Origin of the sequence: Novosphingobium marinum (genome assembly GCF_013408095.1) — a bacterium.
Taxonomy (GTDB): domain Bacteria; phylum Pseudomonadota; class Alphaproteobacteria; order Sphingomonadales; family Sphingomonadaceae; genus Novosphingobium; species Novosphingobium marinum.
The window spans coordinates 210,661-224,539 of sequence record NZ_JACBZF010000003.1 but is presented as its reverse complement, the minus strand read 5'-3'; the positions used below and the strand labels follow the sequence as shown (position 1 = coordinate 224,539).

Annotated in this window: 10 protein-coding genes; 4 read left to right on the top strand and 6 right to left on the bottom strand. The window is 63.9% G+C overall.

What is annotated here, in order from left to right:
• Positions 1-8 precede the first annotated feature (8 nt).
• Together FHS75_RS10400 and trmB are read right to left on the bottom strand one after the other, a co-directional pair.
• Positions 9-1,223 carry a tyrosine-type recombinase/integrase gene (locus FHS75_RS10400; RefSeq protein ID WP_179407659.1) on the bottom strand — a complete coding sequence of 405 codons (1,215 nt, stop codon included), beginning with the start codon at positions 1,221-1,223 and terminating at the stop codon, positions 9-11.
• 127 nt (positions 1,224-1,350) lie between these two features.
• Positions 1,351-2,079 (bottom strand): tRNA (guanine(46)-N(7))-methyltransferase TrmB, encoded by a 729-nt coding sequence (gene trmB, locus FHS75_RS10395; protein WP_179407658.1) that lies wholly within the window; start codon positions 2,077-2,079, stop codon positions 1,351-1,353.
• 212 nt (positions 2,080-2,291) lie between these two features.
• Here trmB and FHS75_RS10390 point away from each other — a divergent pair, with 212 nt between their 5' ends.
• A complete protein-coding gene (locus tag FHS75_RS10390) occupies positions 2,292-2,507 on the top strand; it encodes a hypothetical protein (protein ID WP_179407657.1) in 216 nt (71 codons plus the stop codon).
• An 86-nt stretch (positions 2,508-2,593) separates the two neighbouring features.
• Here FHS75_RS10390 and ctrA read toward each other — a convergent pair whose 3' ends face one another.
• From ctrA to FHS75_RS10370, 4 genes are all read right to left on the bottom strand, one after another.
• Complete coding sequence (gene ctrA / locus FHS75_RS10385) at positions 2,594-3,289, bottom strand: response regulator transcription factor CtrA (protein ID WP_179407656.1); 696 nt, start codon at positions 3,287-3,289, stop codon at positions 2,594-2,596.
• A 149-nt stretch (positions 3,290-3,438) separates the two neighbouring features.
• Positions 3,439-4,053 carry a DUF4126 domain-containing protein gene (locus FHS75_RS10380; RefSeq protein ID WP_179407655.1) on the bottom strand — a complete coding sequence of 205 codons (615 nt, stop codon included), beginning with the start codon at positions 4,051-4,053 and terminating at the stop codon, positions 3,439-3,441.
• 45 nt (positions 4,054-4,098) lie between these two features.
• On the bottom strand, positions 4,099-5,481 hold the full coding sequence (locus FHS75_RS10375) for a DUF5935 domain-containing protein (protein ID WP_179407654.1): 1,383 nt from the start codon (positions 5,479-5,481) through the stop codon (positions 4,099-4,101).
• Positions 5,474-5,617: a hypothetical protein gene (locus FHS75_RS10370; protein WP_179407653.1), complete on the bottom strand. Its 144-nt coding sequence runs from the start codon at positions 5,615-5,617 to the stop codon at positions 5,474-5,476. The genes FHS75_RS10375 and FHS75_RS10370 overlap by 8 nt, the downstream gene beginning before the upstream one ends.
• A 67-nt stretch (positions 5,618-5,684) precedes the next feature.
• On the opposite strand from FHS75_RS10370, the gene FHS75_RS10365 reads away from it, so the two are divergent.
• The 3 genes from FHS75_RS10365 to gltB all read left to right on the top strand — a co-directional run bounded on the left by FHS75_RS10365 (position 5,685) and on the right by gltB (position 13,876).
• Positions 5,685-6,914: a TIGR04063 family PEP-CTERM/XrtA system glycosyltransferase gene (locus FHS75_RS10365; RefSeq protein ID WP_179407652.1), complete on the top strand. Its 1,230-nt coding sequence runs from the start codon at positions 5,685-5,687 to the stop codon at positions 6,912-6,914.
• A gap of 45 nt (positions 6,915-6,959) precedes the next feature.
• A complete protein-coding gene (locus tag FHS75_RS10360) occupies positions 6,960-8,954 on the top strand; it encodes a hypothetical protein (protein WP_179407651.1) in 1,995 nt (664 codons plus the stop codon).
• A 281-nt stretch (positions 8,955-9,235) separates the two neighbouring features.
• Entirely contained in the window at positions 9,236-13,876 is a 4,641-nt protein-coding gene (gltB, locus tag FHS75_RS10355; protein WP_179407650.1) for a glutamate synthase large subunit, read from the top strand.
• Positions 13,877-13,879: the final 3 nt, after the last annotated feature.

Here is a 13,879-nt window from a genome sequence, read left to right as displayed (position 1 = left end):
CCAATATTTTAGGTCGTCGCTCCACTCTCGGACAGAACCGTCGCGAGGTGGTCATTCCAAGCATCGAGCGCCTGGCGCTTTTCGTCCTTCCAGTCGTGGCGCTGGTAGATGCCGGCGACTCCGGCGCGAGATCCGCCCACATGGTTGAGAACGGCTTCGGTGACCTCGAACCGAACGCCAAGCCGCTGGAAGTTCGTGGCGAGGGTTCGTCGTAGATCATGAAGGCGCCAGGCTTCGAGCGGCTCTTCGCGACGTTCTTCAATCAGGCTGTCGAGCTTCACTTTCCCCTTGGCGTATCCCGTAAAGCCAGCCCCGCTAGCTGTCGCGAAAACACGGCCCTTGCGTGGCCACTTCTCGCCGCGAGCCTCCCGGTCGAGTTCGGCGATTGCAAGATCGTTGAGGGGAATGGAGTTTGGTTCTCCGTTCTTGGTCCGAGATCCGGGCAGGGTCCACAATCTTTCGCTGCGACTTAGCTCCTGCCAGTGCATTCCGGAGACTTCTTCACGGCGCTGTCCGGTCACGATCAGAAGCCTGACAATTGGACCAAAGCATCGATGACATTCCGGTGCCGCGTCCCAAATATGGCGGAGTTCGCCATCCTTGAGCCAGCGCTCTCGTGGCTTGACCGGAGGCGGCGTTTCCATGCCCTCCATCGGACTGCGATCGATATCTCCGCGACTTACGGCCCAGCGAAACAGGCGGCGCATAACGGCAAAGACATTTCGCCGGTTTGCCACCTGCTTGGGCGGCATCTGATCGAGAACCGATACGACGTCGATCTTCGTAATCGCGGGCAGCGCCTTCATTCCGAATGTAGGCTTAAGGTAGAGGCGAATGGATCGCTCCACGAGGCGACGCCATCCCTCGCGTTTGCAGGAGCGAGTGAATAGGTCAGCGTAATTCGAGAAGGCGAGGTCGACAGCTTCCCGGCGGCGCTGCTTTTCCGCATCAACCGGATCAATGCCCTGCGCAACAATCACCAACAACCGCTCAGCTTCCAAGCGTGCAGTAGTCGGTGTCCAGGGCGATCCATGTGATCCGATCGTGAAACGACGGGTCTTCGCTTCTCGTCCGCCCATTCGGAACTGGATTATGTAACTGATTGATCCAGCAGCTGTAATCTTGACGCCAAAGCCCTTGAGATCGGTGTCCCAAAGATAGTTTTCCTTTGGTCCAACCGGGAGCGAATCGACCGTGCGCTTGCTGATTTTTCCTGTTGCCATGCGATACCTCGTGGCCTTTTTCTGGCAATCACCGGGTAATCACGCAAGCGGAAAAAGGGGCGAATTGGAGGCAATTCTGGCGTAAGTGTTTTGAGCTAAGTCGTTGTTTTTGCAACATCAGCGTAGTCTAGCGTCGCCTGAATCGAAAGTACCAGACTTCGTGCCCCTGCGCGCGGGCCTTGGCCTCGTAGCGGGTCTCGGGCCAGCCGCCGGGACGCTTCAGGAAGTCCTGCGGCGCATTGCAGAGCCAGTCGAAGTCGCCGGTGAAGCGCTGCATGACCATCAGTGCATGGCGCAGGTAAACCGGGTGGTCGGTGCCGAAGCGAAATTCGCCGCCGGGCCTCAGCTTGTCCGCGATCAGGCGCACCGGCCCGTCGTTCATCATCCTGCGCTTGGCATGCCGGGCCTTGGGCCAGGGATCGGGGTGCAGCAGATACGCAAAGGAGAGCGCGCCAATGGGCACTCGCGACAGGACTTCCAGCGCGTCACCATGATGGATGCGCACATTACCCAGCGGAGGATGCGCGCCGCCTTTCATCGTGGGATCGCCACCGCTCACGTGAACCAACGCCTGGGCGACCCCGTTGACGAACGGTTCGGCTCCGACGAAGCCATGGTCGGGCAGCATGTCGGCGCGGATCGCCATGTGCTCGCCGCCGCCGAAACCGATTTCGAAATGAAGCGGGCAATCGTGTCCGAACAGGCGCTGCGCAGTAACCGGCCCGTCATCGGGAACCTGGATCTGTGGAAGGAGATCGTCGATCAGCGCCTGCTGCCCGGCGCGCAGGGCCTTGCCCTTGGCGCGGCCGTAAAGGCGGTTGAGCGTTGTCGGATCGCCGGGCTTGTTCGCAGTCATGGCGGCCCGATGGCAGCGTTGCCGGGCGGGGTCAACACGCGTCCAATATCGTGAAAATGACGCTTTTGTGGCGTCCTTGCGCTTGCAGTCGCAGCGATATTCCTGAAATAAGGGCCGCGCATTCTCCCGGAGACGCGGCGAGCATCAGAAGTGCCGCTCCGCCTGTGGCAAGGAAACCCGAAAATGGGTCCCGGGAAAGAAAGGAAACGTGTGTGAAGCTATTTCGATGGGCTCTTGGCGGCGCGTCCGCCTACGTGATCTACCGCTATTCGATCGGCAACAAGGCCAAGGGCGAAGACGTTCTCGCCAAGCCGGACGGCGACGGCGATAAGGCCACCGAGGCGGCTGAGAAGTCCAAACCGAAGCCGAGGCCCAAGCGGGCTCGTCCCAAGGCTCCGAAGAAGGCAGAGCCGATCAACAAGGGCTGAACCCGAAGCGCCTTAGGCCGAAATGCAAAGCGGCCCGCCCCCGAAGGGCGAGCCGCTTCTCGTTACCCCCGCAACGGGAAATCGGTTCAGGCGGCTTCTTGGCGTTCGTCGGGATCGCGCAGGACGTAGCCGCGGCCCCAGACCGTTTCGATGTAGTTGGAACCGCCGCATGCATGGCTGAGCTTCTTGCGAAGCTTGCAGATGAAGACATCGATGATCTTCAGTTCGGGCTCGTCCATGCCGCCGTAAAGGTGATTCAGGAACATTTCCTTGGTCAGCGTCGTGCCCTTGCGCAGCGAAAGCAGCTCGAGCATCGCGTATTCCTTGCCGGTCAGGTGAACGCGCGCGCCATCGACCTCGACCGTCTTGGCGTCGAGATTGACCGTCAGCTTGCCGGTCTTGATGACCGACTGCGAGTGGCCCTTGGAACGGCGGACGACCGCATGGATGCGGGCGATGAGTTCTTCGCGGTGGAAAGGCTTGGTGACATAGTCGTCGGCGCCGAAGCCGAAGCTGCGCACCTTCGAATCCATTTCAGAAATGCCCGAAAGGATCAGGACCGGGGTCTGCACCTTGGCGACGCGAAGCTTCTTCAGCACATCGTAGCCGTGCATGTCCGGAAGGTTCAGGTCGAGCAGGATGATATCGTAATCGTAGAGTTTCCCGAGATCGAGGCCTTCCTCGCCCAGATCGGTGGAGTAGACGTTGAAGCCCTCGGACGTGAGCATGAGCTCGATGGCCCTTGCCGTGGTCGGCTCATCCTCGATCAGCAGCACGCGCATTACGGTAGTCCCCCTGTATTTGCCCCGTGAACGGAGGGCGATAACCCCTTCGCAAGGGATATTGCCGACCATTAACCATGCAATCTATGAAGTTTAAAGGTTAATTATCCGTAAAGCCGCACGATTGCGCGAGTCGCGGTAATTCTGGCTCACTTTCGAACCGGCGCACCTTCCCTTCCGAAAAGGCGCTTCAGGAAGCGTCGGGCGACGATCAGGAACCAGATCGTCAGTGCCAGGAGCACGAGAGCGATCAGCGCCGCGATGACCGGAAACTGGAACGCGAGCAGGAGGAGGCCACCCGTCGCCACATCTTCCACCGTCGAGACCGCGACATTCGAGAACGGTTCGGGACTGGTATTGACCACGGCGCGGGCCCCTGCCTTTCCGCCGTGCGCGAGGAACGCCCCGCCTCCGCCCAGGATGAATGCGATGACCTGCGTCACGGGATCGGCGGGATCGACCACGGCCAGCGTCAGCAGCGCGCCTCCCAGCGGACGCACCACCGAATGGACGCCGTCCCACAGGCTGTCGAGCCACGCCACCTTGTCGGCGAAGAGCTCTGCGATGGCGGCAATCCCCGATATGCCCATGACCCACGGGTTGGCGAGCGCCTGCAAGGCTTCGAGGTGGTCGGGCAAGGGCAGCGCGCCCATCCGCATCGCGATGCCCGTCGCGAGGATCGTGAGGTAGAGGCGCCAGCCGGAGAGCAGGCTGAGGCTCGCCGCCAGTCCCAGTATCTCCACGATGCCAAGCGGCTGGTCCAAGCCTCGCTCCCTCTCGTTTCAGCAAGCATGCGCGCGCTTTGCCGATCAGGCAAGCGCGTCGGGTGCCGGAGCGGGAGCGAGCGGGCGCGGCCGCTTCCTGATCGAGCGCACCGGTTCGCGCCGTGCCTCTACCCTCTGGAGATATCCCCAGAGACCGCACTGCAGCCCGATCAGCATCAGGACGAAAGGCTGGTAGGCGATCCCGACAAAGAGCGAGCCGACCAGGTAGATCGCCTGCGCGTTCTGCAGGGCCGAAGCGAGCGGCGCCTGCCAGCGCTCGCCTTCGCCCGTGCGATTTCGCCACCGCCGGCGCAGGCGCTCCATCTGCCACAGGCCGAGAAGTTGCAACCAAGACCACAGGATGAAGCCCGGCCAGCCCTGCTCGCCCAGCATCTCGAAGTAGCTCGAATGATAGGCGCGCGCGGCATCGACAACCGTCTCGCTCTCGATCGCGACGGTGCTGCCCGAGCTTTCCTTTTCGCGGGTCTGGTATCGGATCTCGTTGCCGCGATAGGCATCGAAGCCTCCGCCGAGCGGATGGTCCTGGACGTATTCCCAGGTCCATTTCCAAACCGCGATCCGGGTGGAAGCGGACTCGTCGGCCTGATGGTTCTCGATCGTTTCCATGCGCTCGGTAAAGCTTTGCGGCAGGAAGGGGATGGCCAGCAAACCCACCGCACCGATCAGCGAGACGTAAAGAAAGCGCCGCTTCACGTTGCGCAGCGACAGCATCACGAGCACCGCGATGCAGACGAGGCCGGTCCGCGCCTGCGTCCCGATGGGAATGAGCAGGCAGGCGAATCCGAGCGCAAATGCGAATACCCTGGCCCGCCAGTCGCCGGGAAAGACAGTGCCGTGCTTCGCAAGCCAGACGATGAGCGGAATGATCGCGATGGCGACGCACGACAGGATCGAGCCTTCGTAAAGCCCGGTGTTGTCGTTCACGAGCAGGTGTAGCGAGCCGTAGCCGCCGCCGCCAAGGCTCGTCTTGATGCCGGCAGGAATGATGATCGTCGCCGCCGAAAGCACCATGACGAGCGCCGTGGCCTCGATTCTGAGCCGCGTGCGCAGCGTGAGCGGCAGGAATATAGCAAAGAGCAGCGCCTTCCAGACCCATGACCACTTGTTTGCCGCATCGATCGGGAAGTCGGCGCCCAGGGTGGTGTAGCCGCAATAGGCCATCAGCAGGACTATCAGGCCCTGCCGCAAAGTGAACCGGCTGCCCTCCTTGCTGTCGGCGGCGATCCACCCCCCGAATGCGGCCAGAAAGACGATGAGCGACACCGGCACCGAGGACAGCAGGAACCAGCTGATCTTCTGAGGCGCGACGATGTCGATGTAGAGGTAGGCCATAACCCAGATGAACGGTCGCCGCAGGCCAAGGCCGAGCAGCCCCAGCACGAACGCGGTCAGCGCAAGGTCAACCACGGCGCCCCCGGCCCCGGGGGGCGGGGTCCTGCTCGTCCGCAACCGGGTCGCGGTCGAGGTCGGGCCGCTGCAGCAGCCGCCATGCTGCAAGCGCAAGCAGGCCATGCGTCAGCGCGAGGGCGAAGTTGTCGATCATGCGAAAGTTCGATTAGCAGCGTGCGGTTGACGCCGCGTTAAGTGTTGCCCGCCTAGGAATTGCGGCCATGACCAGGGTGCTGCACGTCCTCGATCACTCGTTGCCGATCCACAGCGGCTACACCTTCCGCACACGCGCGATCCTCAGGGCGCAGCAGGCGTCCGGCATCGAAGTCCGCGGCGTTACCGGGCTGCGTCATACCGAGTCCGGACCGGCGGTACAGGACGTCGACGGGCTGCTGTTTCACAGGACGCCCGGAGAAGCGTACGGCCCCGCCGGCTGGCGCGAATGGCGCGAGATCGGCAAGTTCGCCGAAGCCATCGACCTGCTATGCGACGAATGGCGACCGGACATCCTCCATGCCCATTCACCGGCGATTTGCGGCCATGCCGCCGTGCGCGTCGCCGATCGGCGCGGCATTCCGCTCGTCTACGAGATACGTGCCTTCTGGGAAGACGCAGCAGTCGGCAACGGTACCGGAAGGGATCGATCGGCAAAATACCGCCTGACCCGCAGCCTTGAGAACCACGTTGTCGCGAGGGCCGATGCCGTCGTCACCATCTGCGAAGGACTGAAGCGGGACCTTGTCGCCCGCGGCAACGATCCGGAGAGGATTGCAATCGTACCGAACGGCGTCGACCTTTCGCTCTTCGGCAAGACCGCGTCGCGTGACCTTCGCTTGGCCGAAGAACTCGGCCTGGGTTCGGGTCCGGTGATCGGCTTCATCGGAAGCTTCTACGATTACGAGGGTATCGACGACCTTATTGCGGCGATGCCCCTGCTCGCGAAAACGCATCCCGAGGCCCGCTTGCTGCTGGTCGGAGGCGGGCCGCGCGAAGCCGCGCTCAGGGAACAGGCCGCACGAAGCACCGCGCACGAGGCGATCCGCTTCGTCGGGCGCGTGCCGCATTCCGAGGTGGAGCGATACTACGCCCTGGCCGACATCATGGCATACCCGCGCAAGGCCAGCCGCCTGACGGAGCTGGTTACGCCCCTGAAGCCGCTCGAAGCGATGGCGCAGGACAAGATCGTTCTCGCCTCGAACGTCGGCGGGCACCGCGAACTGATCAGGGACGGCGAGACCGGCGTGCTGTTCGCGCCGGACGATCCGGTCGCCTGCGCGAACGCGCTGGCCCGCCTTCTCGATAACCGCGATTGCTGGCCCGCAATGCGCGTCGCCGGTCGAAAGCACGTCGAGAGCGCACATGACTGGTCCGTCAATGTTCAGCGTTATCAGAGCGTTTACCAAAGCCTGTTAGTCGGAGAGGCTGAAAGCAGGCTGGAGACCGTCGCCTGAGGCTTCGACGGCACCACTTGCCCTACATGCTACGGGGTATGGGACTTGGCAGAGAAAAACCGCAAGACGTCCGGCGGAAAACAGCCGATTACGCGACATCCGCTGTTTCCGGCGACCGTCGCGCTCTGGTTCGGGGCACTGTTCGGTCTGGGCAGCCTGGCGATCCGCACCTCCCTCCTCGAAAGCGTCGTGATCGCGACAGGTATCGACAGCATCTTCGCGGCCGCCGCGCCGCCCCTGGGATCGACGGCACGAATTCTGCTGGCACTGGCCGCCACCGGCCTCGGCGGGATCATCGGAGCGAGCATCGCCCGTCGGCTTGCCCGGCCTGCTCCCGAAAAGCGCGAACGCAAGCGCGGCGCAGTCGGCAAGGCGCGTTTCGACGATCCTTCGGGCGAGGCAGATGACGACGAACCCGATGCGCGCGTTTTCGCTGCGAAGGGGCAGGCTGCACGCCGTCGTTCGCTAGCCATGGAAGAAGATACCGGTCGACCCGATTACGAGGATCGTGCGCCGCTGCCCGGTGCGAGGACGCCCTACCTGAACGTCGAGGAGGTGGGCTTCGACGGGCTGCGCGATAGCGACCAGCAGCCGGTGGGTGCGACCGACGAGCAGTCCAGTGCGGAAGAGGCCCACGCGGCAGACTTCGCTGCGCTGCGCAACAGTTCCTTCGTGCCGCCGGCAGACGAGGACAAGCCGCTTCCCGATGCGGCATCGCTTTTCGACCGCTACGCAAGCGAGAAGCGGCCGGAGCCCGAAAAGCAGGTCTTCGTGCCGGTCGACGAACCGGACGTTGCTCAGACCGATGTCGAGTCCGCTGAACCGGCCGACGCAGGCGGTGAGCCCGGACCCTGCGAGATCGAGGGCACTGATTCCGAGGACTCATCGCGCATTATCGATCTGCCTGCCGCTTCGCAGGACGAGGACCTCCCGGAACCCGCCCAAGCAGGCGATCTCGATCAGGCAGTAGCGGACGCTGAAGTTGATTCCGGGGAGCCGGTCGGGGCCCACCGGCAGGATAATCGCCTTTTCGGCGAAGGTGCCGACAAGCAGGTGTTCACGCCGACCCGGATCGATTTCTCGCGCTTCCAGCCGACCACGCCCGCCGACGTCGAGCAGTACGATGAGCACTTGGTCGAGGAAGGCGAGGCGACCGGAGAAATTTCAGGCGAAGCAAAAGCCTTCGCGACCGGCTCGGTTCCCGTGCCCCAGAACGAATCGGAAGCCGCGAGCGCAGCTGAACGGATTGGCTCCGCAGAGCTAGGCGATCTCTCGCACGTCGAACTCCTCGAGCGCCTTGCCCTTTCGATGGAGCGCAGGCGACAGGCTGTCGCTGAAACCATTGTCGAGGCGAGCCCGAAGATCATGGTTGCCGAGGTCTCCGAAGATGCGCGCAACGGCTTTGCCGCAGCGATGGCAGCGTCAGAGGAAGAGCCCGTCATTGGCGAATTCGATGCCGAGGACGATACCGGCACGCCGGAGGCTGCACTGACGGAGCCCCATGCCCCGTTCAGCCCGCCGGTGCCGCGAATCCCCGCCGCTCTGAAACCCGTGTCGATCGAAGAGCCCGACGATTTCGATGACGACGATGCGCTTCCCAGCTTCGTACCGCCGCGGCATTTCGCCATGCCGACCGAAGCTGCGGCGGTGGACGGAGACGATGCAGCCAGCGCCGGTTCCAACGCTTCGTCCCCTTCGACCGAAACCGAAGAGGTTGAGGACGAGGACAGCCAGGTCCTTGCCCAGGGGTACAGCTCGCTTCTCAACCTGAGCAAACCCGGAGCAGAACGGCAGGAATTCGTCAGGATCGAGGAACCGGAGCCGGAAGCAGGCGCCGTCGAGCCGGTCGTCGTGTTCCCCGGCCAGGACCCTGTCGCCGAGACGCGGCGCGAGGCAGAGGCCGAACCCGCACGCCCCTTCGACAAGCCCGAGCCGCCCGAAGCCGAAAAGTCGCGCAAGCAGGTTCGCGATCCCGAAGAGGCCGAGCGCGCGCTGAGGGCAGCGCTTGCCACGCTGCAGCGTATGAGCGGCGCCGCCTGATCCGGCAAACCGGCGAAGGCATCACCCAAACGAAGAATTCCGTGATGCCGCGCATTATCTTTGCGCGACCACCTGTCGAAACTACTGGTTTTGTTCGCCCGCGTCGCCTTCGCGGTTGCAAAATCGGCGTCCTGTCGTCATGGGGGTCGTTCGCGCCCCCTTGCCGTCTTTGCGGCAGCGCGAGTCGTGCTCTATAGTGACGGCGGCGAGCCGCCCGACCTGCGGGGTACATGGCACGATGCCTGGCGGTCGCCGGCAAAACGACAGGATGGATGGAATAGATGGGATTTCCGAAGCCCCAAGGCCTTTACGATGCGCGCAATGAACACGATTCCTGCGGTGTGGGCTTCGTCGCCCATATCAAGGGACAAAAATCGCATGCGATCGTCAGCCAGGCGCTGGAAATCCTGAAAAACCTCGACCACCGCGGCGCGGTGGGCGCCGATCCGCTGATGGGCGACGGCGCGGGCATCCTTATCCAGATGCCCGATACGCTTTTCCGCAAGTGGGCCGATGGCGAAGGCCTGACGCTGCCGCAGCCGGGCGATTATGCCGTCGCGATGTGCTTCCTGCCGCAGGACGAGGCGGCGCGCGACTTCGTGATCGCCACGTTCGAGAAATTCGTCGCCAAGGAAGGCCAGAAGCTGATCGGGTGGCGCGACGTGCCCACGACGCTGGATGGCCTCGGCAAGGCGGTGATCGGATCGATGCCGGTCATCCGCCAGTGCTTCATCGCCCGCGGTGAAAGCTGCGCGGATCAGGACGCGTTCGAGCGCAAGCTGCTTGCGATCCGCAAGCAGACGCAGAATCCCCTGCGCGCTCTTGCCGAGAAGCACGACCTTCCCGGCCTGACCGAAACCTACATGCCGAGCTTTTCCAGCCGGACGATCGTCTACAAGGGCCTGCTGCTCGCGACGCAGGTCGGCAGCTTCTACGACGACTTGCGCGACGAGGATTGCGTATCCGCGCTCGGCCTCGTCCACCAGCGCTTCTCGACCAACACTTTCCCCAGCTGGCGGCTTGCGCACCCCTATCGCTTCATGGCGCATAACGGCGAGATCAACACGGTTCGCGGCAACGTGAACTGGATGAACGCGCGCCGCCGCACCATGGAATCCGACCTCTTGGGAGTCGATCTCGACAAGATGTGGCCGCTCATTCCGCACGGCCAGTCGGACACCGCCTGCCTCGACAACGCGTTCGAACTGCTCGTCGCCGGCGGCTACTCGATGGCCCATGCGATGATGATGCTCATTCCGGAAGCATGGGCGGGCAACCCCCTCATGGATCCCGAGCGCCGCGCCTTCTACGAATACCATGCCGCGCTGATGGAGCCGTGGGACGGCCCCGCCGCCGTCGCCTTCACCGACGGCCGCCAGATCGGCGCTACGCTCGACCGCAACGGCCTGCGTCCCGCCCGCTTCTGCGTAACCGACGACGACCTGTGCGTGATGGCCTCGGAAAGCGGCGTCCTTCCGATCAAGGAAGACAACATCGTGCGCAAGTGGCGCCTCCAGCCCGGCAAGATGCTGCTGATCGACTTCGAGGAAGGCCGCATAATCGAGGACGAGGAGCTCAAGGCCAAGCTGGCGAACGACGAGCCCTACCAGAAGTGGCTCGACAAGGCGCAGTACATGCTCGGCGACCTCGACGTGGTCGAGACCGAGCACTCCGAACTGCCGGTGGAGGCGACGACGCTGCTCGATCGCCAGCAGGCTTTCGGATACACGCAGGAAGACATCCAGCGCTTCCTCGAACCGATGGCGACCAAGGCCGACGATCCGGTCGGCTCGATGGGGACGGATACGCCTATCGCGGTGCTTTCGAACAAGTCGCGCCTGCTGTACGACTACTTCAAGCAGAATTTCGCCCAGGTCACCAACCCGCCGATCGACCCGATCCGCGAAGAGCTGGTGATGAGCCTCGTCTCGATGATCGGACCGCGCCCGAACCTGCTCGGCCACGATGCAGGCACGCACAAGCGGCTCGAGGTAAGCCAGCCGATCCTCACGAACGAGGACATCGCCAAGATCCGCTCGGTCGAAGCCGCGCTCGACGGCGCGTTCCGCACCGAGACCATCGACATCACCTGGGACGCCGAGAGCGGGTCCGATGGCCTCGAGATGGCGATCAAGGAGATGTGCTGGGCGGCAACCGAGGCGGTGCTGGCCGACAAGAACATCCTGATCCTTTCGGACAGGGCGCAGGGTCCGGAACGCATCGCCATGCCGGCGCTTCTCGCCACCGCGGCGGTGCACCACCACCTCGTGCGGCAGGGCCTGCGCATGCAGACCGGACTCGTCGTCGAGACGGGCGAAGCGCGCGAGGTCCAGCACTTCTGCGTGCTGGCCGGATACGGCGCCGAAGCGATCAACCCGTATGTCGCTTTCGAAACGATCGAGGACATCCGCACCCGCAAGGAACTGCCCGTCTCCGCCACCGAAGCCGAGAAGAACTATATCAAGGCCGTCGGCAAGGGCATCCGCAAGGTCATGTCCAAGATGGGCATCTCGACCTACCAGTCGTACTGCGGCGCGCAGATCTTCGATGCGGTCGGCCTCGCGTCCTCCTTTGTCGAGAAGTACTTCACCGGCACCGCCACGACCATCGAGGGCGCCGGGCTGAAGGAAATCGCGGAGGAAACCGTGCGCCGCCACGCCGCTGCCTACGGGGACGATCCGACGCTCGAGAAAATGCTCGACGTGGGCGGCATCTACCAGCTTCGCCTGCGTGGCGAGCAGCATGCCTGGACTTCGACGAGCGTCGCCAGCCTTCAGCACGCGGTGCGCGGCAACGTACCCGAGAAGTACCGCGAGTTCGCGCAGTCGATCAACGACCAGACCGAGCGTATGCTTGCGATCCGCGGCCTGATGGAATTCCGCAAGGCCGAACAGCCGATCCCGATCGACGAGGTCGAACCGGCGAGCGAGATCGTGAAGCGCTTTGCCACCGGCGCGATGAGCTTCGGCTCGATCAGCCGCGAGGCGCATACGACGCTGGCGATGGCGATGAACCGGATCGGCGGCAAGTCGAACACCGGCGAGGGCGGAGAGGAGCCGGACCGTTTCCTGCCGCTCGACAACGGCGATTCGATGCGCTCCGCGATCAAGCAGGTCGCTTCGGGCCGCTTCGGCGTCACCACCGAGTACCTCGTCAATGCCGACGACATCCAGATCAAGATGGCGCAAGGGGCCAAGCCCGGCGAGGGCGGCCAGCTGCCGGGCCACAAGGTCGACAAGGTCATCGCCAGGGTGCGCCACTCGACGCCGGGCGTCGGCCTGATCAGCCCGCCCCCGCACCACGACATCTACTCGATCGAGGATCTCGCGCAGCTGATCCACGACCTCAAGAACACGAACCCGAAGGCGCGCGTTTCGGTCAAGCTCGTCTCCGAGGTCGGTGTCGGCACGGTTGCAGCGGGCGTTTCGAAGGCGCGCGCCGATCACGTGACAATTTCCGGTTACGACGGCGGCACCGGCGCTTCGCCCCTGACCTCGCTGACCCATGCGGGTTCACCGTGGGAGATCGGCCTGGCGGAAACGCAGCAGACACTGCTGCTCAACAACCTGCGTAGCCGCATCGCGGTGCAGGTGGACGGCGGCCTGCGAACAGGGCGCGATGTGGCCATCGGGGCGCTTCTGGGGGCAGACGAGTTCGGTTTCGCCACCGCGCCGCTGATCGCCGCGGGCTGCATCATGATGCGCAAGTGCCACCTCAACACCTGCCCGGTAGGCGTCGCCACGCAGGACCCGGTCCTGCGCGCGCGCTTCACCGGCCAGCCCGAACACGTGGTCAACTACTTCTTCTTCGTTGCCGAGGAACTGCGCGCGATCATGGCCGAACTCGGCTTCCGCACGGTCGCCGAGATGGTCGGTCGGGTCGACCGCCTCGACATGCGCAAGGCCATTTCGCACTGGAAGGCGGCGGGTGTCGACCTGTCTCGCATCCTGCATCAGGTCCCGCAGGGCGACAGTCCGTCGCTCAACTGGTCCGAAACGCAGGATCACGGCCTTGACGCCGCGCTCGACAACGACCTGATCGCGGCATCGAAGGATGCGCTCGAAAACAGGCAGGCATTGCGCATCGAACGCTCGGTGATCAACGTCAACCGCACGGTCGGGACGATGCTTTCGGGCGATGTCGCGCGCCGGTACGGCCATTCCGGTCTTCCGGACAACACGATCAACATCCGCCTGAAGGGCGTTGCCGGCCAGAGCTTCGGTGCATGGCTCGCACACGGGGTCACGCTCGACCTGACGGGCGATGCCAACGACTACGTGGGCAAAGGCCTCTCGGGCGGTCGCGTCATCGTGCGCCAGCCCGATCATGTCGACCGCGATCCCCTCAATAACATCATAGTCGGCAACACCGTGCTCTACGGCGCGATTTCGGGCGAGGCGTTCTTCAACGGCGTCGCGGGCGAACGCTTCGCGGTGCGCAATTCGGGCGCCGTCGCGGTGGTCGAGGGCGTCGGCGACCACGGCTGCGAGTACATGACGGGAGGCGTTGTCGTCGTGCTCGGCAAGACCGGTCGCAACTTCGCCGCGGGCATGTCGGGCGGCATCGCCTACGTCTACGACGAGGACGGCGCATTCGGGAAGCTGTGCAATCACGCGATGGTCGATCTCGAGACGATCTCGTCCGAGCGCGACGAGGAAGACGGTACCGGGCGTCCGCAGCAGCGGACTGTCAGCGCCGACGATGCCGGGATGGGCGACATGCTGCGCCATGACGCGGACCGGCTACGCATCCTGCTTGAGCGTCACGCTCTGCACACCGGCTCGAAGCGCGCCCGCGCGCTGCTCGACGATTTCGAAAGCGCACTGCCGAAATTCGTCAAGGTGATGCCGCGCGACTATCGCAACGCGCTCAAGCAACTCGAGGCCGAGCGGCTGGAAGCCGAAACGGTCGCCGCAGAATAAGAC